The organism is Parafrankia discariae (assembly GCF_000373365.1).
Taxonomy (GTDB): Bacteria; Actinomycetota; Actinomycetes; order Frankiales; family Frankiaceae; genus Parafrankia; species Parafrankia discariae.
Window position 1 is genome coordinate 53484 of the sequence record NZ_KB891285.1, and the last position, 21232, is coordinate 74715.

Genomic DNA, 21232 nt, shown 5'->3' on the forward strand with positions numbered 1-21232 from the left:
TCGGACTGACCATTTAGCCGCCTGGTCGGTGGGTTCGTCCTGGCCCGGCCGGACCCCTACGGCTACAGATCGCTAGTCTCTTCGGGTGAGCGAGCGGCCGGTAAGCCGATCACACAGAGGGTCCGAATGCACTCAGAGCGTCCTGAACGTGACCGGGCCACGCTGCCCGGTCCGGGCTCGCGTGCGCGACCGGGCCTGCTTGCGCGACCGAACCGGCATGCCCGACCGGGTCCGCGTACGCGTCCCGCTCCGCCGGCGCGCCACAGATCGCGCGGGATGGATCATCCTGGTGCCGCGGGTCCGGCGCCGGACGTCGTCCGCGGCCGGCGGCACCGAAGGCGGCCCGCGCCCGGGCCCGGGGGGCGGTTCCGCGGTGCCGCGGGACTGGTGGCGCTGACGCTGGTCACGCTTGGGCTCGTGGCGGCCTCGGGAGAGGTCCCGCCGACGCCGGGCGCGGCGGGCCGTGGTCTCTCCGGGTCCGCCAGGGTCATCGCGGACGGGTCCGTCGCCGGTACGGAAGACCACACCACGGGCACGGTTGCCGCCGAGGCGCCGCCGGGCAGCGCGTCGCGCAGTGGGCGGAGCACCCTGGCCGGATACGGCGGGTCGCCCGCCGACCCGGTGTGGCCGGCCGATCGGGGGTCGGTGAGCGGTGTGCTGGTGCTGCGGGCCGACCCCGCGCTCCTCGCGATCATGGCCGCTGACGGACAACCGGGCGCGGGCGCGGGCGCGGACTCGGGGCCGGCCGAGCCCTGGGTGCTCTACCTGCTCTCGGGCCCGGTGAACGTGACCCGGTGGGCGATGGGCGAGCCGTTCGAGGCGAGCGTCGACACCCGGCCGCTGCCGAACGGCGACTACACCCTGTCCGAAGTGATCTTCCGGGCGACGCACGCCCCGCTGGTACGCAGTGGCCGGATCACTGTCGCGAACCCGCCCCCGTCCGCGGCGGACCAGGCGGCGCAGGGCGACGCCGCGGCCGGGGGCGCGCCGGCCGGCCGCGCCGGGGCGTCCGCGGGCGCTCCCGGCGCGCTGTCGGGCGCGAGCTCGCCATCGGGCGCGAGCTCGCCATCGGGCGCGAGCTCGCCATCGGGCGTGGGTTCGTCGTCGGGCGCCAGCTCGCCGACGGGCGCCGGTTCGCCGTCCGGCTCCGAGCCGGGGGGCAGCGCCACGGCGGCCGGGGCGGCTCCGGCCCCCGTCGCCTCCGGCGCCCGGCTCGCCGGGACCCCGACCGGCACGGGTGGCGGTGCCGGATCGGCGGCGACCGCCGCGCTGATCGCGGAGGTCGTCACGCGGACCAACACCCAGCGCGCGGCCGCGGGCTGCCCGGCCCTCACGGTCGACGCCCGCCTGGCCGCTTCGGCCGCGGAGCACGGCGCCGACATGGCGGCCCGGAACTACTTCGACCACACCGGCCGGGACGGCCGGTCGCCCTTCGACCGGATCACGGCGGCGGGCTACGTCTTCTCGGTGGCCGCGGAGAACATCGCGGCCGGCCAGCGGACCCCGGCCGCCGTGGTCGCGGACTGGATGGCGAGCCCCGGCCACCGGGCGAACATCCTGAACTGTTCGCTCAGCCAGATCGGTGTCGGTTTCGCCACCGGGGGTGACTACGGTACCTACTGGGTCCAGGATTTCGGCTCGCCATAGCAGCGTCAACCGGGCGGCCCATTCCTGCCGGTGGTCTTTCGTCTCCCCTTTCCCGTGGCTTTCGAGTGGCGGCTCGAAACCGGCTCGAAACCGCTCCGGAGGGTGTTCCGGACGGTGAGCCGGCGAGCGGTCCGGCCCGGCCCGGCCGGGCCCGGAACCGGGCGTCGCGACCTGGCCCGGTACTATCGCTCGCCATCATGCTCAGGCCGGTCGACTCCGCTGGCCGGGCGGACACCAAAAGATCACGTATCCTCTGGTCCGGAACGGGCCGGTGTCGGGTAATCAGCCGCCGGCGCACGTAGGTCGGCGCCGGCCGGCTGGCCGGGAAGCGGGTGAGGGAGGGCGAGCGTGGTGCGGTCGGTGGTCACCGGCGCGGCCGGATTCCTCGGCGGTGCCGTGGCGCATGAGCTCCGCCGGCGCGGTGACGAGGTCGTCGCGCTCGATGTGCGGCGCGCGCCGGGTGTCACCCTGGCCGACGTCACGACGTCCGGGAGCTGGGAGAAGGCGCTCGAGGGCGCCGACCTGCTGGTGCACGCCGCCGCCGTGGGCATGGGCGGCGTCGGGGAGCTGGCGCCGGTGCGGGCCGGCCGGGCGACCCCGCCCAGCGGCATCACCACCGCGCAGATGCGCAAGGTGCTGCTCGGCGGGACCGCGACGGTGCTCGACGCGGCGCAGCGCGCCGGTGTCCGCCGCGTGGTCCACCTGTCCTGCGTGAGCGCGCTCGGTGGCGACGCGCCGGACGCGGCCGACGAGTCCGCGCCGGTGGGTCTCACCGGCGAGCCGCGAGCCGACGCGATCGCCGCCGCCGAGCAGACCGTCAGCGCGGCCGCCGCCCACGGCGCCCCCGTCACCGTGCTGCGGATCGCCGACGCCTACGGGCCGCGCGCCGGCCGCTGGACGCTGTGGCCCGTGCTGCTGATGCGGGCCGGCAGGTTCGTCCTCGTCGACGGCGGGCGCGGCCTGCTGAACCCCGTCCACGTCGACGACGTGGTGAGCGCGGTGCTGGCCGTCGCGGCCGCCCCCGCCGAGGCGGTGACCGGCCAGGTGCTGCACGTGACCGGGCCGGGCCCGGCCACGGGGGCCGACTTCTTCGGCCGTTACGCCACGCTGGCGCAGGTGCGGGCACCCCGGTCCGTCCCGGCCCGGCTGTGCGAGGTCGTCGACGCCGTCGACCGGCTGCCGAGCCGGCAGCCGGCGTCCACGGGCGGCCGTCCGGGCCTGCTGCGTGGGATCGGCGCGGCCCTCATGGCCAACGTGGACCCGCGGGTCCGGGTCGACCTCGGCCCGTTGACGATCCAGGACGTCACCAGGCGCGGCACGGTCTCCGGGGACCGGATCGCCGCGCTCGTCGGCTGGCGGGGCGAGGTCGACCTCGACGAGGGCATGCGACGGACGGGTTCCTGGCTGCGCGACCGGGGCCTGCTGGGGGTCCCGGAGCCGGCCCGCCGTGGGTGAGGGGCCAACCCTCACCACCGCGCGGCTGCGCGCACTCCCCCTGACCGTCTGGAACGCCGGGTTCGTCGCCGAGGAACTCGCGCAGGCGATGGTCGCCGCCAACCGTGGCACGCCGGTCCGGCTGGCGGCCGGCGAGCTGTTCGGCGGGGCGGTCGACTCCACGCCGGCCGACCCCGTCGCCGGTGGCGCCGTCGCCACGGATCCCACGGGTGTGCGCCGGGAGCTGCGGCGCCGGGTCGGTGCCGGCCGGGGGATCCTGACCTGGGTGCTGCGCGCGGATGACGGCACGGCGCTCGGCCTGCTCGCCGCCGACGCGCACGGCGCCCAGGCCGCGGTCGGCGTCCGGGTGAGCGCCGCCCACCGACGTGACGGTTACGCCGCGGAGGCCGTCCGGGCCGTCGCGAGCTGGCTGGAGTACCGCGGGGTCCTGGTCGGGACGAGGGTTCGCGTCGGGGACACCGCCGCGAAGCGGCTCGCCCAGTCGACCGCGTTCGTGCCCACGGGTGTGCTGCTCACTGAACGCCGTCGGCTGTGGATCCGCCCGCCGCCCTGCTGAACGCCGTCGGCTGTGGATCCGCCCGCCGCCCTGCTGACCCCGCCGGCGACCCTGCCGACCGGCCGTCCCGGATGTCGCGGATGGCAGGTCAAGCGGCTTTATGCCGTGGATGACCTGGCGGTGGGGGTATGTCAAGAATGGCCGAGCCGGGGTCAGGGCGGCCTGGATGGCCTGGCAGTGGTCTGACGATCGCCGGGTGACCCGGCAGACACTGTTACTTAGAGTTAACATCGTCGGCGTGTCGGGTGGCCCGAACGTCGGCCCGTGCCGCGCCGCGAGCCGGTGGCCCGGCCCCGGGCGCGGACGCTCCAGGCGCCCGCTGTCCAGCGGCCGATCGCCCGAATGTGCCATCGGCCCAGGTCACCCTCTTCTCCTCACCGCCTGAGGGTGGTATTCCTGAGGACCCCCCGAGGCCGGGGTGTCGGCTATCCGACACGGGTTTTTCATGGTTCGGTGAGACGGCGCGGCCGGGCCGGACACGCCGACACTCCGGCCCCCTGTTCAGATCGTGACGTCCTGGGGCACCATAGGAACCGATGTCGCAACCGGTAGCCGGTGAGCCCGGCCCGGCGAGGGCATCTGCGACGGGCCGCGGGCGGCGCGTCGCAATGGGGAGGGAGCCCGCACGTTCGGCGTCACCTGCGCCCTGGGAGGTCTGCACGATGAGCGTGGATGCCCGTCGGGAAGTTCCCACCGGAACACGGTCGAGTGAGGTCACGTACGACCATCTGATCATTCCGCCGCACTGGCGGCGGCCGGCCGGGTCCGCGCCGGGGGAGCCGAACACGCTGTTCCCCGCAAGCGAGCAGGCGATGGCACCGCCGCCCGGGCCCGCGGTGACCGGTGCGTCCCCGATCAACCCGATGACCGGTCCGATGACCGGTCCGCTGCTGGTCGGCACGACCGCCCGCGCCTTCGCCAAGCTGGACGACCTGGTCCGACTCGGCGACGACGACCGCGCGGTGATCGACGACCGGCGGGCCGAGGCGGAGCGGGCGCTGCGGTCGATCTTCCCGCCGCGCTGCGCGCTGCCCCTGGTGGGCGTGGCCACGATCGGGTCCGCCGGGCGTGACACGATGATCCGTCCCCTCGACGAGGTGGACATCTTCGTGGTCTTCAGCGCGGCGAACAGCGCGTGGAAGCGCTTCCGGTGGGATTCCCGCGACCTGCTCGTCTGCGTCCGCAACGCCATCGGCGGCGACCGGGTGCAGACGATCGGCACCCGCGGCCAGGCGCTGCGCATCGTCTACGACGCCGCGCCGGACGTCCACCTCGTGCCGGCCTTCGACCACCCCCGCGCCGGCTACGTCATCCCGGACCGGGTGGGCGGCTGGCTGCCGACCCGCCCGGAGCGGCACGCGAGCTGGACGATGGACCTCGGCCCCCGGGTGATCTCGGCGGTCCGGCTGCTCAAGGCCTGGAACCGGGTGTGCGGCAGCCACCTGCGCTCGTTCCACATCGAGGCGCTCGCCGGGCAGGTGCTCGCGGGCCGCGGGCTCAACACGCGCCAGGGCCTCGCCGAGGTGTTCCGGTACATGGACGAGGTCGGCCTCGCCGTCGGCGATCCGTCCGACATCCGCGGTGACCTGTCCAGTTACCTTCGCCGGGACGACCTCGAAGATCTTGGCGCCGTCGTCCGCCAGGCGCGTGTCTACTCGGCCAAGGCGGTCGCGGCCGAGCGCGCCGGGGACCACGAGGAGGCCGTGAGCCTGTGGGGCACCGTCTTCGGCCCGGAGTTCCCGACCTTCGGCTGACGCCGGCCCGCCCGCTCGCTCGGCCGGGCACCCGGCCGGGGCGCCCGGTCCTGGGCTCAGTGCACCGCGTCAGGGTCGCGTGCCCCGGGCAGGCCGTGCACTCGGGGTAGGTCGCGAGCTTCGGGCAGGTCACGCGCCCCGGACAACGGGCGCAGCGGCGTCCAGGCCGGCGAGCCGGTCGGGATCGGCACGGCGGTGACCCGACTGAGCCGGGAGCGTTCGGCCTGCGCGGCCACGATCGCGTGCGCCTGGCGGACGTCCAGCAGCCGGGCGTGGATCCGCACCGGCCCGCCCGCGCAGTCGAGGTGGACGTCCGCCAGGCGCAGCAGGCGATGAACCGGGTGCTGCACGAGCCGGATGCTCTGTACCTTGCCGTGCGGGATGATGTCGGTCCGCTGCCACAGCACTCCGCCGCGGACGACGAACACGCGGTCGTCCGCGCCGCAGCGCATCCGGCGCCACCGGACGGGCGCGATCAGCCGGGCCCGGCCCGGCGGGCGCAGCAGCGCCACGTCGTCGACGTCGACGGCCGGCAGGAGCCGTTCGATCACGCTCACGGCCTGCCCGCGCGGGGCGACGGGCAGCAGCATGCTCCGGGCGTCCCCGGCGACGTTGATCTGGAGCTCCACCCAGCCGAGCCAGCGCCACAGCGGTGAGCCGCGCAGGCTCACCGCCTGGACCCGGCCGTGCGGGACGGTGTGATGGGCGCGGTCGAGCAGCCCGCTGCGGATGCGCAGGCCGTCCGGCGACTCCGACACCGTGAACCGGAAGTTGGTCGCGAAGCGGTCCAGGGTCGTCCGCCACACTCCGACCAGCGCGGGCGCGACCGCGATGAACCCGGCGAAGGTACCGGTCAGCAACGCCGGGGTGACCAGGATGAAGGCCGCGCCGAGCGCCAGCCACGGTGCGGGGGAGAGAGCGATCGCGCCGGCCAGGCGCAGCGGCGGGACGTACACGAGCGGGCGCTCGGGCGCCTCCCCGGCTCCGGGTGCCACACCGGCGGCGCGGGCGAGCAGCTCCGCCCGCAGCAGCCTCGCGTGTTCGAGCGAGAGGTAGCTGAGGCTGGTGCCGGATTCCTCCGCGTCCCCGTCGTGGGTGCCGGCGAGGTCCAGCCGCAGCACGGCGAGCCCGGTCACCCGGGCGATCAAAGGCTGGGCGACGTCCACCGACTGGATGCGGTCGAGTCGGACGTGCCGGATACGCTTGATCAGCAGGCCGGTCTCCAGCCGCAGGTCCTCGGCTTCGACCCGGTAGCGGGTGAACCGCCAGGCGCAGTAGCCGTAGGCCGAGGCCGTCGGCAGCAGCGCGGAGAGGGTGAGGGTGACGCTGCGAACCGTCAGCTCCTCGGCGAAGTTCTTCAGGATGCTGACGGCGACCGCCGCCACCAGCAGCCAGCCGCGCAGCAGCGGCGTGAGCGGATGGAGATGGTGGTAGCCGTCGTCCGGCTCCACCGCGTCGTCCGGCCCCGCTCGGCCGTCCGGCCCCGCCCCGCTCACCGGACACTCCCGCTCACCGGACGTTCCTGGTCAAAGGACGGCCGCCTGGGCCTCGCCGCGCTCGGTCAGCGAATCCCGCAGCCGGGCCGCCTCGCGCGGTGACAGCCCGGGGATCACGGCGTCCGTGGTGGCCGCGGCGGTGTGCAGCCGGACCTGCGCGATGCCGAACCGCTGCGCCAGCGGGCCGGCGGTGACGTCCACCAGCTGCATGCGGCCGTAGGGGACGACCACCAGCCTGCGGACGAAGGTCCCGTGGCTGATCAGGAGATCGTCCTCGCGCTCGGCATAGCGCCAGGCGCTCCAGGCCCGGCCGATCGAGCGCCAGCCCCACACGGTGGCCGCGGTCGGCACGACCCCGACGACAAGCCCCGGCAGCCCCAGGAACGCCCCGCCGATCAGGCTGGCCAGCCCGATCACCGGGACGGCACCGACCAGCAGCAGCAGGCGGCGCAGGCGGCGCAGCTGCGGTGACAGCCCCCGCCAGCCGCCGGGGTCGATCCGCCAGGAATGGGAGCTCCACCCCGGGCCAGGGGTATCGGCCGGAGCTGTGTGCATCTGGCAACCATAAGGTCTTGCGCGTGGCACACTGAGCCGTTTCGCGGCGTGACGACCACGGCGGAACCACCACCGGGCGGCTGTGCCGTCCCGACCGTGCCGTCCCGACCGTGCCGTCCCGACCGTGCCACCCCGTGGGCGGTGGCGGCCTGGTTATCGGTTCGTGGCCTGCCGGCTCGCGGCGGCCTCGTCCGCCGGGCGGGTGTCGGTCTCTTCCCCGGCTTCTGCCTCGGAGCTCTCGAGGGCCGCGGCCGCGGGCTCCATCGCGCTCAGGGGAAGACCAGGTGCCTCGTGGTCGGAGAGCGGGTCGGCGAGCGGGCTGGCGGGGTGGGCGCGTTCCGGGCGGCTGGGCCACCACACCACGGGGCCGACGTCCAGCGCGAGCGCCGGCACGAGAACCGAGCGGACCACGAGCGTGTCGAGCAGGACCCCGAACGCGACCAGGAAACCGGTCTCGGCCAGTTGCACCAGTGGGAAGATGATCAGAACGGCGAACGTGGCGGCGAGCACGACCCCGGCTGAGGTGATGACCCCGCCGGTCACCGCGAGGCCGCGGCGGATACCGGCGGCGTGCCCGAGGTGCTCGGTCTCCTCCTTCACCCGGGTCATCAGGAAGATGTTGTAGTCGACGCCGAGCGCGACCAGGAAGATGAAGCCGATCAGCGGGAGCGCCGGATCGATGCCGGGGAAGTCGAAGACGTAGCGGTAGACCAGCGCGCTCGCGCCGAGCGCGGCGAAGAACGACAGCACGACCGTGCCCATGAGCAGCAGTGGCGCCACGACGGAACGCAGCAGCAGCCCGAGGATGAGCAGTACCACGATGAGCACGACCGGGATGATCAGCTCGCGGTCCCGCACGGCCGCGTCCCGGACGTCCAGGTTGACGGCGGTGTTGCCGCCCACGAGCGCGTCGGCCCCGGGCAGCGCGTGCACGGCCGTGCGCAGCCGCTGCACCGCCCGGAACGACTCGGGGCTGTCCGGCGGCGCGTCGAGCACGACCAGGAACTGGACGAGCTCGGCAGTCCGCCCGCTCTCCACCGCCGCGGCCACGCCGGGGGTCGCGCGGACCGTCTCGGCGACGGCGTCGGCGCGCGCGCTGTCCGCCACCACGAACGTGGGCGCGGTGACACCCGGTGGGAAGCTCCGTTCGGCCAGGTGCTGACCCTGGACCGACTCGACGTCGTCGCGGAAGGCCTGGTCCTGGCGCAGGACACCGGGCAGGACGAGCATGCCGAGGACGAGTGCGCCCAGCACGGCCGCGGTGGTGACCCAGACCGTCCGCGGGCGTCGCCCGATCACGGCGCCGACGCGCGCCCACGCGCCGGTCTCCACCGACCGCTCCGGTTGGTCCAGATCCGGCTGGTCCAGATCCGGCTGGTTCGGATCGGATTGGTTCAGATCCGGCTGGCTCAGGCGCGGCACGAACGGCCAGAACAGCCGCCGCCCGCCGACCACCATCGCCGCCGGCAGCAGCGTGAGCATGGTGACCAGCGCGACCGCGATCCCGATCGCGCAGACCGGGCCCAGCCCGCGGTGTGAGTTCAGCTCGCCCAGCAGCAGGCACAGCATGCCGATGATCACTGTGCCCGCCGAGGCCAGGATCGCCGGTCCGGCGCGGCGCAGCGCGACCAGCATCGCCGCGGCCGGCTCGGCTTGCCGGGTCAGCTCCTCGCGGTAGCGGGAGATGAGCAGCAGGGCGTAGTCGGTGCCGGCGCCGAAGACGAGCACCCGCAGCATGCCGGCACTCTGGCCGTTCACCGTGAGCCCGGCGTGCTCGGCGAGCAGGTAGATCAGACCGGCCGCGGTCTGGTCGGCGATGCCGACGGACAGCAGCGGCACGACCCACAGGAACGGACTTCGGTAGACCACGAGCAGGATCACGGCCACGATCGACGCGGTCACGATCAGCAGCGCACCCTCGATCTTCACGAACACGTCGTAGGTGTCGGAGACCAGACCCGCGGGCCCGGTCACCGCGGAATCCAGGCCGGGTTCCGCGGCGGCGGCGTGTCTGGCGATCGTCCGCATGCGGGCGACGTCGGAGGTGAACCGGTCGGCGTCCGTGGTCTGCGGCATCGGGATGGTGATGAGTACCGCACGGTGATCCGGGGCGGGGATGATCTGCGGGATCGTCGTCGTCGCGAAATCGGCGAGCTCGGTGCGCAACGTCGTCGCGACGTTCAGATCTTCGCTGGTCAGGCCGCTGTCGCGGGCCAGGACGACCACCGCCGGCACGGCGTCGCCACCGGGGAGCCGGCGCTGGGCCTCGAGCAGACGGGTCGACTCGGCGTCCTCGGGGAGGAAGGCGGCGGCGTCGTTGGTCTCGGCGTCGGTGAGCATGAGCGCGAGTGGGCTGATGGCGACGCCGATCAGCAGCCACACCAGGACGACCGCCCAGCGGAACCGCCGCGTGCGGAGTGCGGCGCCGGAACGAGGCAGGCCCATCAGGCGTGCCCTCCTCCCGTCTCCCACCGGTGTCCTCTCCGATGCTGCCAGCTCGGAGCGTCGGGTGCCCACCCCAGCGCGACGTGAACCACCTGTCACCTGCCGATGGAACGCTCCGTGTCCGATCAATCGCATGCCCGACTGGTCGTGTGTCGTCGTCGCCGGGCCGCGAACGATTGCTGTGGCGCGAACGACGGGAAGGCCGGGCGATGTCAAGGGGGGTACCAAGCTCCCGGCCGGCCGCCGGCTGTCCCCACGACGACAGAAATCATGGTGTCCGCAGTCGCATTTATGCGGCATCGTTGACGGGACCGCCAATGCGGTGTGCAGCCGCAATGACGCGGAATTAACGGTCCGACTTTTCGATTCGGGCCGCCATTCTTGGGGGTTCGACGATGGACGTGCGGAATTCGGGATCGGAGCGGTCGGAGCGGTCGGAGCGGGTGCGGGGGACCCGGGCGGTGCGCTCGCGCACGTGGCGGAGCGGACCGGCGACCGCCGGCCGCGGGGGGCTGGCGCTGGCCGCCGTCGCGCTGGTCGTGGCCTCGTGCCAGAGCGGCGGGGACGGCACGGCGGGCATCGTGCCCGCGGTGACCTCCGCGCCGCCCGGCCCGTCCCAGGCCCCCGTGGTGTCCCGGACCTCGGCCGGGCCCGCGCTGCGGGCCGAGGACTACGTGCTCACCGAGGGCGCCGTCACGGCCGGGTTCACCGCCTCTCCCGCGGACCCGGAGTCGAACTCCGACGACCTGACCATGGTCCAGGTGGCGCAGTGCCTCGGAGTGCCCGCCGAGCAGTTCAGCGACGAGCATCTGGACACCGCCGACGGCCCGGACTTCACCAACGACGTCGACGAGCTCGTGACGATCTCGTCCTCGGCGGAGATCGTGTCCGAGGCGAAGGTCGCCTCCGACCTGGAGATCCTGAAGAATCCGCGCTTCGCCGAATGCTTCGGCCGGGCGATACAGGCCGAGTTCGACGCCGACTCCGGCAGCGGGGCCAAGGTCGAGATCGTCGCCGCCGAGTCGCCGCCCCCGCCCGCGGGCGCGAACGCTCTGCTACGCATCTCCATGGGCGTGACGGCTGGCGGCGAGACCGTCGGCCTGGTGTTGGACAACGTGTTCTTCTTCGAGGGGCAGGTCGAGGTGATCGTGAACTACTCGAACGTCGACAACGCCCCGTCGGGGGACCACCTGCAGCGCATCACCGACCAGATTTCCGGAAAGCTCCAGAACCAGTAGGCGCACGGCTGGCCCGGGTGGTCAGGCGGCGGCCCAGGCGATTGCGATCTCGGCCGCGACCGAGACATTGCTCCGTACTACGGCGATATTCACCTCGAGGCTCGCGCCCGCGGTCTCGGCGTGGAAGGTCTCCAGCAGGAAAGGAGTGACGGCCTTCCCGCGCAGCCCGCCCGCCGCGGCGCGGCGCAGCGCCTCGGCGAGCACCCGGTCGTGCAGGCCCGGGTCGAGCGCCCGCTCGTGCGGCACCGGGTTCGCGACCACGATCGCGGACGTCAGCCCGAGGCGGTCGCGGGCCGCCATGGCCCCGGCCACCTGCCGGGCGTCGTCCACCCGCCAGTCCAGGCGGTGGCCGGAGCCCGGCAGGTAGAAACCCGGGAACTCCGACGTTCGCCAGCCCAGCAGCGTGATCCCGAGGGTCTCCATCCGCTCGAGGGTCGCGCCGACGTCCAGGATCGACTTGACGCCCGCGCTGACGACGGTGATCGGGGTGCCGGCCAGTGTCGGCAGGTCGGCGGACTCGTCGAAGGACTCGCCCGCCCCGCGATGCACGCCGCCGAGCCCGCCGGTCGCGAATACCCGGATCCCGGCCCGAGCGGCCAGCACCGACGTGGACGCGACCGTGGTGGCGCAGGTGCGCCGCAGCGCGGCGGCGGCGGGCAGGTCGCGCACGGACGCCTTGGCCACCGCCGGGTCGTCGGCGACGCGGCCCAGCGTGGCGTCGTCCAGGCCGATGGTGGGCACGCCGTCGATCACCGCGACCGTCGCGGGGGTGACGCCGCGTTCGCGCAGCATCCCCTCCAGTTCCAGGGCCACCGCGCGGTTGCGGGGGCGTGGCAGGCCGTGGGCGATCAGCGTCGACTCCAGGGCGACCACCGGCCGACCGGTGGTCAGCGCCGCCGAGACCTCGGCGGAGACGGCCAGGCCCGGACCGGGTGAGATCATCTGTCAACTCTAGGCGTCGTGCCGCGGACCACCGACCGGGCGGTGCCCGATGGCCCCCGCCCGCGTCCCCGAGGATCCCCCGCGTCTCCCCGGGGGATCGCCGCGGTGGATATCAACGGTGGACGATACGAAACTCTGTATACGGATAGATCTGCCTGGACAATCAGCCACGGGTTTCTTGTCGCTTGATGGACAGTCTTAAAAGGTTATCCACGGCGATGACCGGACGTACCCTTCTCGTCGTGAGAGCGATTAAATCAACGGAAATACCGCGTGCGGGAGCCTCCGGCCGGCGGCCGTCGATTCCCGGGATGTCGACGGCGCTGCGAGCCGGCGTCGGCCTGCTGGCGCTGCTCGTCGTCGCGACCGCCTGTACCGGCGGGAGCTCCACCCGGGCCCGTGGGGCGGATCGGCGTAACGACTCGACCGAGGTCGACATCGGTGTGGAGGACGTCAACCGGGGCGGCACGAACGGCACGAACGGCACCGGCGGCCGGCGGACGCCGCCCCCCGCGCCGACGCCGCTGACGGCGGCGGACTTCGTGCTCACCGCCGGTCCGGAGACCGCGGGCTTCAGCGAGGACCCGCCGCGGCCGGCGAGCGGACCCGACTCGGCCACCAGCGCACCATCGTCGATCTTCGATGGTGCGGTGGCGACGTGCGCCGGGGCGACCGAGGCGCAGATCGGCGCCGTGTCGACCGGCGACGCCGACGGCCCCGTCTTCACCCACGACACCAGCGGGGCGGATCTCCGCTCGTTCGCGTCGGTCTACGCGGACACCGCGACCGTCGCGGGGCACCGGGAGATCGTCAGACTCGACCGCTTCGCCGGGTGCTACGGGCGGGCCCTCGTCGACGAGCTCGACTCCGACGAGCTCGGGGCCACCCTGATCGGCACGGAGACGGTGCCGCCGCCGCCCGGGGCGACCGGCCGGATCACGGTCACCATCGACCTCGTCACCGCGCAGCAGCAGAGCTTCCGCACCTACGTCGACCTGGTCATGATTTTCACCGGCCGGGTGGAGGGGGCGATCACCCTGGTCACGCCGTTCGAACCGGCGGATCCGGCGCTGCTCGCCATGCTGACCGCCCAGGTGGAAAGCAAGATCGCCGCCCAGTGACGGCTCCCGCCCCCCGCACCCGCACCCGCACCCGCACCGGCGCGGGGGGCGGGGGGCGGGGGCGGCCGACCAGCCGGGGCTGGTCGGCCCCGGCTGGCCGGCTGTCCCGGCCCCGCTTCCGCTCAGATCGCCTGGGCGCGGGCCGCGGAGTGGACGCTCAACGCCGAACGCTGCCCGTCCACGTCGACCACGACCTCGTCGCCGTCCCTGATCTGGCCGGCCAGCAGCTCGCGGGCGAGCTGGTCGCCGATCGCGGTCTGCACCAGGCGGCGCAGCGGCCGTGCCCCGTACACCGGGTCGAAGCCGGCGTCCGCGAGCCAGACCTTGGCGCCGTCGGTCACCTCGAGGGTGATCCGGCGGTCGGCCAGCCGCTTGCGCAGCCGGTCGAGCTGGATGTCGACGATCTTCGTCAGGTCGCCCCGGCCGAGCTGTTCGAAGACGAGCACGTCGTCGAGCCGGTTCAGGAACTCCGGCTTGAAGGCGTCGCGCACGGCGACCATCACCGAATCGTGGCGGACCTGCGGGGGCAGCGTCGGGTCGGCGATGTAGGCCGACCCCAGGTTCGAGGTCAGGATCAGGATGGTGTTCCGGAAGTCGACCGTGCGGCCCTGGCCGTCGGTCAGCCGGCCGTCGTCGAGGACGGCGAGCAGCACGTCGAAGACGTCCGGGTGCGCCTTCTCGACCTCGTCGAGCAGGATCACGTTGTACGGGCGGCGCCGGATCGCCTCGGTGAGCTGGCCGCCGGACTCGAACCCGACGTAGCCGGGGGGCGCGCCGATCAGCCGCGCCACCGAGTGCTTCTCGGCGTACTCGCTCATGTCGATGCGCACGACCGCCCGCTCGTCGTCGAACAGGAAGTCGGCGAGCGCCTTGGCCAGCTCCGTCTTGCCGACACCCGTCGGCCCGAGGAACAGGAACGACCCGGTCGGCCGGTCCGGGTCGGCGATGCCGGCCCGCGCGCGGCGGACGGCGTCCGCCACGGTGCGCACCGCGTCGTCCTGGCCGATCACCCGGCGGTGCAGCTCCGCCTCCATGCGCAGCAGCTTGCTCGTCTCGCCCTCGAGCATGCGGCCGGCGGGGATGCCCGTCCACGAGGCGACGACCTCGGCGACGTCGTCGGGGCCGACCTCCTCACTGAGCATCGCCCCGCCGGGCGAGTCCGAGCCGGCGAGCGCGCCGGTCGCCTCGGCCAGCCGCTTCTCCAGCGTCGGGATCGTGCCGTACCGCAGCTCACCGGCCTTGGCCAGGTCGAGGTCGCGCTCGGCCATCTCGGCGGCGCGGCGCGCGTTCTCCAGCTCTTCCTTGATCTTCTGGACCTCGGAGATGGAGTTCTTCTCCCGCTGCCACCGCGCGGTCAGCGCGGAGAGCTCCTCGCGCTTCTCCGCCAGCTCGCGCTGCAGCCGACCGCGCCGCTCGCGGGAGGCGTCGTCGTTCTCCTTCGACAGGGCCATGTCCTCGATCTCGAGGCGGCGCACGGCCCGCTCGAGCTCGTCGACGGCGACCGGCCGGCTGTCGATCTCCATCCGCAGCCGGGACGCCGCCTCGTCCACCAGATCGATCGCCTTGTCGGGCAGGAACCGGGCGGTGACGTACCGGTCGGACAGGGTGGCCGCGGCCACCAACGCCGAGTCGGTGATCCGCACCCCGTGGTGGACCTCGTAACGCTCCTTGAGCCCACGCAGGATGCCGATCGTGTCCTCCACGGACGGCTCCCCGACCATGACCGGCTGGAAGCGGCGCTCCAGCGCCGGGTCCTTCTCGATCCGGGTGCGGTACTCGTCGAGCGTCGTCGCGCCGATCATGCGCAGCTCGCCGCGGGCCAGCATCGGCTTGAGCATGTTGCCGGCGTCCATCGCGCCCTCGGCCGCGCCGGCGCCGACGACGGTGTGCAGCTCGTCGATGAAGGTGATGATCTGGCCCTCGGCCTCGCGGATCTCGGTGAGCACCGAGGTCAGCCGCTCCTCGAACTCGCCGCGCAGCTTCGAGCCCGCGACCATCGAGCCGAGGTCGAGCGAGACGATGCGCCGCCCGCGCAGCGACTCCGGGACGTCGCCCGCGGCCACCCGCAGCGCGAGCCCCTCGACGATCGCCGTCTTGCCGACGCCGGGCTCCCCGATCAGGACGGGGTTGTTCTTCGTCCGCCGGGAGAGCACCTGCACGACCCGGCGGATCTCGGTGTCGCGGCCGATCACCGGGTCGAGCTTGCCGTCGCGGGCGCGGGCGGTGAGATCGATGGAGTACTTCTCGAGCGCCCGGTAGGCGCCCTCCGGATCCCGGCTGGTGACGCGGCGGGCGCCACCGCGGACGCGGTCGAACGCGCCGCGCAGGGCGTCCGGGGTCGCGCCCGCCCCGGCGAGGACACGGGCGGCCTCCCCGCCCTCCTCGGCGAGCGCCACGACCAGGTGCTCGACCGAGGTGTACTCGTCGCCGAGCCGGGCGGCCTGGCGCTCGGCGTTGTTCAGGACGGCGACGAGCTGCCGGGACAGCTGCGGCGGCGCCACGTTGGCCCCGGCGGCGCGGGGGAGCCGGCCCACCGCGGCCTCGGCCCGGGAGCGGATGTCCGCCGCCGGGGCGCCGACGGCCTCCAGCAGGGCGGCGCCGACACCGTCGGGCGCCTCGAGCAGGGCGGTCAGCAGGTGCAGTGGGTCGACGAGCGGCGATCCGTCGCCGGTGGCACGGCTGATCGCGGAGGACAGCGCCTCCTGCGAGCGGGCGGTGAGACGGTCAGCGTTCATGGCGATCCCTGTGTCTCGAGGCGATCCGATGTCGTACGGCCTTCGGCCACGCGGTCCCGCGCTGTCTGATCCCGCCGCGCTGTCTGATCCCGCCGCGCTGCCTGAGACTGCGCTGCCTGATCTCGTGCGGAACCGCGTCCACCAGGTACGACACTCAGCATACCTGAGTCATTCCCACTCAACTTGCTGGACATGTCGGGCAGGGGTCAGCGGCGATGGCCCGGTCGCCAGACGACGACCGCGCCCCGCTCGATGGGGACGAGGTCGCGCCGGTGGCTGGCGTGGGCCTCGGCCACCCGGCGGTCCGCGTCGGCCCGGGCCTCGGCGAGCTGCTCCGCCAGCTGACGGACCTGCGCCTGCAGCGCGACCACCTGGGCGCCGAGGTGCAGGATCTGCCGGATGCCCTCGAGGTTGACGCCCTCCTCCTGGGAGAGGCGCTGAACCTCGCGCAGCAGGGCGACGTCCCGGGCGGAGTAGCGGCGGCCGCGACCCGCCGTGCGGCCGGGGGTCACCAGCCCGAGCCGGTCGTACGACCGCAGTGTCTGGGGATGCATCCCGGCGAGCTGCGCCGCGATCGAGATCACGTAGACCGGCGCGTCGTCGTCGTGCGCCGGACCGGCGGCGGGGCCGGGCGGCTGGTAGTAGGTGGCGCCGGGGTCGTTCCCCACGCCGCTCCCGTTCATCGGGCCGCTCCGGCCGGGAGACGGCGGCGCCATGCCGGCGGGGCCGCCCCCGCCCACCGCCGGCCCGGCTGCCCCCGCCGCGGCACGGGCACCCGCGGCACCCGCGGCGCGCGGCGGATCGGACGTACGGTTCGGACGCGCGTTCATGCCCGTCCCTCCATCTGGGCTATCAGGGATTCACGAGGGTCCTCCGGATGCGCCCGCGCGAACTCCTGGAGCGCGGTGCGCGCCTTCGGCGAGAGCTCGGACGGCTTGGGCACGGTCACCTCGAGGGTCACGATGAGGTCACCGTTCTCCCCGCCGGGGCGCGGGACACCCCGGTTGCGGGCCCGCAACCGCCGTCCGCTGGACGTACCGGCCGGGACCTTGACCGTCAGCGGGGTGCCGTCGACCGTCGGTACCTTCACCGAGGCGCCCAGGGCCGCCTCGGTGATCGTCACCGGCAGGTTGATCGTCAGGTTGTGGCCCTCCCGCCCGAACACGGGATGGCTCTGCACGTGCACGGTGACCTCCAGGTCACCGGCCGCGCCACCGCGCTCGCCGGGCGAGCCGCGGCCGCGCACCCGCAGGCGCTGGCCGTCGCTGACCCCGGCCGGGATGCGGATGCGCTGCTCGCGCTCACGCCGGCCGGTACCGTGGCAGTCGGGGCAGGGGTGGTCGATCAGGCTGCCCTTGCCCAGGCAGTCCCGGCACGGCTCGGACAGCGCGAAACCGCCCTGCGACCGGGAGATCACACCGAGGCCCCGGCAGGTCGGGCACGTCCGGGGGGACGTCCCCGGGCGGGCCCCGATGCCGACGCAGGTGGCGCAGGTGGCGGCCCCGGGCAGCCGTACGGTCGCCTCCAGGCCGGTCAGCGACTTCTCGAACGAGATGGTCACCTCCGCCGCGATGTCCGTGCCGCGGCGCGGGGCGCGCCCGGTCGGTGACCGCTGGAAGAGGTTGTCGAAGATCCCGCCGAGCCCGCCGCCGCCGTTGCCGTTGAGCAGGTCGTCGAGGTTCAGGTTGCCGGCGCCCGGGCCGTAGCCGCCCGGCGCCCCGAACCCGCCCATGCCGCCGCCGCGCCCACCGCCACCCGGGTAGGCGCCGGAGGCGAACAGCGCCCGGGCCTCGTCGTACTCCCGGCGCCGGTTCTCGTCGGAGAGGACGTCGTAGGCCTCGGACACCTCCTTGAAGCGTGCCTCCGCCTTCACGTCCCCGGGGTTCTTGTCCGGGTGCAGCTCCCGGGCGAGCTTGCGGTACGCCTTCTTGATGTCGGCCGCGGACGCGTCCTTGGGGACACCGAGAGCGGCGTAGTAGTCCTTCTCAACCATGTCGCGAACACTCACGGCGCCCCTCCTTCCGTCATGAAAGAGCCCGGCGCGCGGGCATCGGGAGCATCCGGGCGCCGAGGGCCAGCCGGCCGCCGGTCAGGTCGGAACGAGCCGTCCCGCCCGGCGCGGAGCACCGGGCGGGAGGCACGCGAACGGTCCATCGGCATGGTTCAGTAGGCCATCTCTTCAGTCGGCGCTGACGGTCGGTCCCCCGCGGTCCGGACCCGGAACGCTGCCGGTGTCGTCCGGCAGGGGAGCGTTCTCCCTTCCGGGAGACGCGCCGGCGGCCGGCTGACCCTCGGCGGCGTCATGCCCGCCACCGAGGCCGACCTCGGTCACCCGATCCGAGATGCCCTCGCCCGGCCCGTCGTCGTACGGCTGGTCACCGCCGTCGTCGGACGGTTCCGCGACCGCGACCTGCGCGGCCCGGAGCACGAAGTCCCCCCGGCGGTAACCCGCCCGGAAGATCTCCACACAGGTCGTCTCGGCGACGTCCGACCGGTACGAGTGCATCAGGGCGTGGTGCAGGTGCGGGTCGAACACCTCGCCCGGCGTGCCGAACCGCTCCAGACCCGTGGCCTCGAGCGCGGTCTCCAGCGACTCGGCGATGGCCTTGAACGGCCCCTCGAGATCACCGTGGTCGCGGGCGCGGCCGATGTCGTCGAGCACCCCGAGCAGCCCGCCGAGCAGCTTGGAGACGGCCTGGTCGCCGGCGGCGTCGCGCTCGCGCGCGGCGCGCCGGCGGTAGTTGTCGAACTCGGCCTTGAGTCGTTGCAGGTCGGCGGTCCGCTCGCCCAGCTGGCCGCGCAGCGACGCGACCAGCTCGGAGTCGGCGTCGGCCCCGGCCGACGCCGGGGACTCGGAGCCGGGGGCGGCCGCGCCGGCGGCGCCCCCACGGACCTGGCCGGTCTCCGGGTCGATGCGCCGCCTGTCCTTGACGATGGGCTCCTCCGGGCCGCCGTCCCCGCCGGCCCGGCTGTCGTTCAGCCGGTGCTCGCCGTGGGCAGAGGTCACTTCTTGTCCTCCTCGTCGACGATCTCGGCGTCCACCACGTCGTCGTCGGCCTGGCCCGCCCCGGCTCCGGGCGCGCCCGGAGCGCCCTGCGCGCCCGCGGCCTGGGCGTACATCGACTCGCCCATGGCCTGGCTGGCCTTGGTCAGATCGTCCGCCGCCTCGCGGATCGCGGCGATGTCCGTGCCGCCGACCGCGCCGCGCAGCGTGCTGAGCTTCTCCTCGACGTCGGACTTCACGCCGGCCTCGATCTTGTCGCCGTTCTCGGCCAGGAACCGCTCCGTCGAGTACACGAGGGACTCGGCGCGGTTGCGGGTCTCGGCCTCCTCGCGGCGCTGGCGGTCCTCCTCGGCGTACTGCTCGGCGTCCTGCACCATGCGGTTGATGTCGTCCTTCGGCAGCGCCGAGCCGCCGGTGATCGTCATCGACTGCTCCTTGCCGGTGCCCAGGTCCTTCGCGGACACGTGCACGATGCCGTTGGCGTCGATGTCGAAGGTGACCTCGATCTGCGGCATGCCGCGGGGGGCCGGCGGCAGGCCGGTCAGCTCGAACATGCCGAGCTTCTTGTTGTAGGCCGCCATCTCGCGCTCGCCCTGGAAGACCTGGATCTGCACTGAGGGCTGGCTGTCCTCGGCGGTGGTGAAGATCTCCGAGCGCTTCGTCGGGATCGTCGTGTTCCGCTCGATCAGCTTGGTCATGATGCCGCCCTTGGTCTCGATACCCAGGGACAGCGGCGTGACGTCGAGCAGCAGGACGTCCTTGACCTCACCCTTGAGGACACCGGCCTGCAGGGAGGCGCCGACCGCGACGACCTCGTCCGGGTTGACGCCCTTGTTCGGCTCCTTGCCGCCGGTCAGCTCGCGGACGAGGTCCACGACGGCGGGCATCCGGGTCGAACCACCGACGAGCACGACGTGGTCGACGTCGCTGATCTTGATGCCGGCGTCCTTGACGGCCTGCTGGAACGGGCCCTTGCAGCGGTCGATCAGGTCCTGCGTCATCCGCTGGAGCTCCGCCCGGGACAGCGAGACGTCCAGGTGCAGCGGGCCCTCGGCCGACGCGGTGATGTACGGCAGGTTGATCGAGGTCTGGGTGGACTGCGACAGCTCGATCTTGGCCTTCTCGGCGGCCTCACGCAGGCGCTGCAGCGCCATCTTGTCCTTGCCGAGGTCGACACCGTGCTGGCCGTTGAAGGTCTTGATCAGGTGGTCGGTGATGCGCTGGTCCCAGTCGTCACCACCGAGCTGGGTGTCGCCGGAGGTCGACTTGACCTCGACCACGCCGTCGCCGATCTCGAGCAGGGACACGTCGAACGTGCCGCCACCGAGGTCGAAGACCAGGATGGTCTGCTCCTTCTCGCCCTTGTCCAGTCCGTAGGCCAGCGCCGCCGCGGTGGGCTCGTTGACGATGCGCAGGACGTTCAGACCGGCGATGGTGCCGGCCTCCGTGGTCGCCTGCCGCTGGGCGTCGTCGAAGTACGCCGGGACGGTGATGACGGCGTCGGACACCGACTCACCCAGGTAGGCCTCGGCGTCCCGCTTGAGCTTCTGCAGGATGCGGGCGCTGATCTCCTGGGGGGTGAACTCCTTGGAGTCCACCTTCATCTTCCAGTCGGTGCCCATGTGCCGCTTGACCGACCGAATGGTCCGCTCGACGTTCGTCACGGCCTGCCGCTTGGCGACCTCGCCGACGAGCACCTCGCCGTTCTTCGCGAAGGCCACGACTGACGGAGTCGTCCGGGAACCCTCGGCATTGGCGATCACCGTGGGCTCTCCACCCTCGAGCACGCTCACGACGGAGTTCGTGGTGCCGAGGTCGATACCGACCGCTCGTGCCATGTCTGTATGCCTCTCGATCATGCTGGCCCGCCTGGTGGAGACCGGCGGGACGCCCTAGTTGGTGTGAGCCCCGGACTGCGTCCTGCGCCGAAGCGTCGGTCGTGTGCGCGGCTGTGGCTGTGTGGCCGGCCGTGTGGCTGGGTGGCCGTCTCGCTGTGGATCTGTGTGGCTGTGTGGCGTCTCTACCCGGCTCCGGTCGCCCGCGCCTGCGCCCGGAACCGACTTGAGTACGGTCGACTCAGGATGAACGCTCCTAGGATAACCAGACGAACCTGAGTCCTGTCCACTCAATATTGCTCCGTCGGGCGGACTGGGAGGCCCGGACACCACAATAATCACCTTATGTGGTCGAGGTGTCACTCCTGGCGCGAGATCGACGCCGCCGAGACTTCCCGGCCGATGCGGCCATCCGCGATCGCGGCCGTCTGGGGAGTGGCGGGTGTCCG

General features: G+C 73.3%; 15 protein-coding genes. 6 read left to right on the forward strand and 9 right to left on the reverse strand.

The genetic code is table 11. The features are described 5' to 3' along the window. Window positions 1–417: 417 nt before the first annotated feature. From B056_RS0133435 to B056_RS0133450, 4 genes are all read left to right on the forward strand, one after another. Window positions 418–1647 (forward strand): CAP domain-containing protein, encoded by a 1230-nt coding sequence (locus B056_RS0133435; RefSeq protein ID WP_230203314.1) that lies wholly within the window; start codon window positions 418–420, stop codon window positions 1645–1647. A gap of 348 nt (window positions 1648–1995) precedes the next feature. After that, entirely contained in the window at window positions 1996–3102 is a 1107-nt protein-coding gene (locus B056_RS0133440; protein ID WP_026240453.1) for an NAD-dependent epimerase/dehydratase family protein, read from the forward strand. Continuing rightward, on the forward strand, window positions 3095–3658 hold the full coding sequence (locus B056_RS0133445; protein ID WP_018506195.1) for a GNAT family N-acetyltransferase: 564 nt from the start codon (window positions 3095–3097) through the stop codon (window positions 3656–3658). Before B056_RS0133440 ends, B056_RS0133445 begins: the two co-directional genes overlap by 8 nt. A 662-nt stretch (window positions 3659–4320) precedes the next feature. Beyond that, window positions 4321–5412 carry a nucleotidyltransferase domain-containing protein gene (locus B056_RS0133450; RefSeq protein ID WP_026240454.1) on the forward strand — a complete coding sequence of 364 codons (1092 nt, stop codon included), beginning with the start codon at window positions 4321–4323 and terminating at the stop codon, window positions 5410–5412. Window positions 5413–5468: 56 nt separating this feature from the next. Here B056_RS0133450 and B056_RS0133455 read toward each other — a convergent pair whose 3' ends face one another. From B056_RS0133455 to B056_RS0133465, 3 genes are all read right to left on the reverse strand, one after another. Continuing rightward, entirely contained in the window at window positions 5469–6908 is a 1440-nt protein-coding gene (locus B056_RS0133455) for a PH domain-containing protein (protein ID WP_018506197.1), read from the reverse strand. Between the two features lie 30 nt (window positions 6909–6938). Continuing rightward, a complete protein-coding gene (locus B056_RS0133460; protein ID WP_018506198.1) occupies window positions 6939–7463 on the reverse strand; it encodes a PH domain-containing protein in 525 nt (174 codons plus the stop codon). 153 nt (window positions 7464–7616) lie between these two features. Then, window positions 7617–9908 (reverse strand): MMPL family transporter, encoded by a 2292-nt coding sequence (locus B056_RS0133465; RefSeq protein WP_018506199.1) that lies wholly within the window; start codon window positions 9906–9908, stop codon window positions 7617–7619. Between the two features lie 395 nt (window positions 9909–10303). Here B056_RS0133465 and B056_RS0133470 point away from each other — a divergent pair, with 395 nt between their 5' ends. Then, on the forward strand, window positions 10304–11146 hold the full coding sequence (locus tag B056_RS0133470; protein WP_051105811.1) for a hypothetical protein: 843 nt from the start codon (window positions 10304–10306) through the stop codon (window positions 11144–11146). A 21-nt stretch (window positions 11147–11167) separates the two neighbouring features. Here the strand turns inward: B056_RS0133470 and B056_RS0133475 are convergent, their stop codons facing one another. Next, window positions 11168–12088, reverse strand: a complete 921-nt coding sequence (locus B056_RS0133475) for a pseudouridine-5'-phosphate glycosidase (RefSeq protein WP_018506201.1) — start codon at window positions 12086–12088, stop codon at window positions 11168–11170. Between the two features lie 311 nt (window positions 12089–12399). Here B056_RS0133475 and B056_RS0133480 point away from each other — a divergent pair, with 311 nt between their 5' ends. Then, window positions 12400–13209: a hypothetical protein gene (locus tag B056_RS0133480; protein ID WP_018506202.1), complete on the forward strand. Its 810-nt coding sequence runs from the start codon at window positions 12400–12402 to the stop codon at window positions 13207–13209. A 122-nt stretch (window positions 13210–13331) separates the two neighbouring features. Here the strand turns inward: B056_RS0133480 and clpB are convergent, their stop codons facing one another. The 5 genes from clpB to dnaK all read right to left on the reverse strand — a co-directional run bounded on the left by clpB (window position 13332) and on the right by dnaK (window position 20786). After that, complete coding sequence (gene clpB, locus B056_RS0133485; RefSeq protein ID WP_018506203.1) at window positions 13332–15944, reverse strand: ATP-dependent chaperone ClpB; 2613 nt, start codon at window positions 15942–15944, stop codon at window positions 13332–13334. 206 nt (window positions 15945–16150) lie between these two features. After that, window positions 16151–16774, reverse strand: a complete 624-nt coding sequence (locus B056_RS45185) for a heat shock protein transcriptional repressor HspR (protein WP_026240455.1) — start codon at window positions 16772–16774, stop codon at window positions 16151–16153. Next, window positions 16771–17952 carry a molecular chaperone DnaJ gene (dnaJ, locus tag B056_RS0133495; RefSeq protein WP_026240456.1) on the reverse strand — a complete coding sequence of 394 codons (1182 nt, stop codon included), beginning with the start codon at window positions 17950–17952 and terminating at the stop codon, window positions 16771–16773. The genes B056_RS45185 and dnaJ overlap by 4 nt, the downstream gene beginning before the upstream one ends. A gap of 171 nt (window positions 17953–18123) precedes the next feature. Continuing rightward, window positions 18124–18951: a nucleotide exchange factor GrpE gene (gene grpE, locus B056_RS0133500; RefSeq protein WP_018506206.1), complete on the reverse strand. Its 828-nt coding sequence runs from the start codon at window positions 18949–18951 to the stop codon at window positions 18124–18126. Then, window positions 18948–20786, reverse strand: a complete 1839-nt coding sequence (gene dnaK / locus B056_RS0133505) for a molecular chaperone DnaK (RefSeq protein WP_018506207.1) — start codon at window positions 20784–20786, stop codon at window positions 18948–18950. The genes grpE and dnaK overlap by 4 nt, the downstream gene beginning before the upstream one ends. Window positions 20787–21232: the final 446 nt, after the last annotated feature.

Bases quoted from the DNA above. Each gene is read 5' to 3' on its own strand.
- B056_RS0133450 (WP_026240454.1), top strand. From the start codon at position 4,321: ATGAGCGTGGATGCCCGTCGGGAAGTTCCCACCGGAACACGGTCGAGT.
- B056_RS0133460 (WP_018506198.1), bottom strand. From the start codon at position 7,463: ATGCACACAGCTCCGGCCGATACCCCTGGCCCGGGGTGGAGCTCCCAT.
- B056_RS0133465 (WP_018506199.1), bottom strand. From the start codon at position 9,908: ATGGGCCTGCCTCGTTCCGGCGCCGCACTCCGCACGCGGCGGTTCCGC.
- B056_RS0133470 (WP_051105811.1), top strand. From the start codon at position 10,304: ATGGACGTGCGGAATTCGGGATCGGAGCGGTCGGAGCGGTCGGAGCGG.
- B056_RS0133475 (WP_018506201.1), bottom strand. From the start codon at position 12,088: ATGATCTCACCCGGTCCGGGCCTGGCCGTCTCCGCCGAGGTCTCGGCG.
- B056_RS0133480 (WP_018506202.1), top strand. From the start codon at position 12,400: ATGTCGACGGCGCTGCGAGCCGGCGTCGGCCTGCTGGCGCTGCTCGTC.
- clpB (WP_018506203.1), bottom strand. From the start codon at position 15,944: ATGAACGCTGACCGTCTCACCGCCCGCTCGCAGGAGGCGCTGTCCTCC.
- B056_RS45185 (WP_026240455.1), bottom strand. From the start codon at position 16,774: ATGAACGCGCGTCCGAACCGTACGTCCGATCCGCCGCGCGCCGCGGGT.
- dnaK (WP_018506207.1), bottom strand. From the start codon at position 20,786: ATGGCACGAGCGGTCGGTATCGACCTCGGCACCACGAACTCCGTCGTG.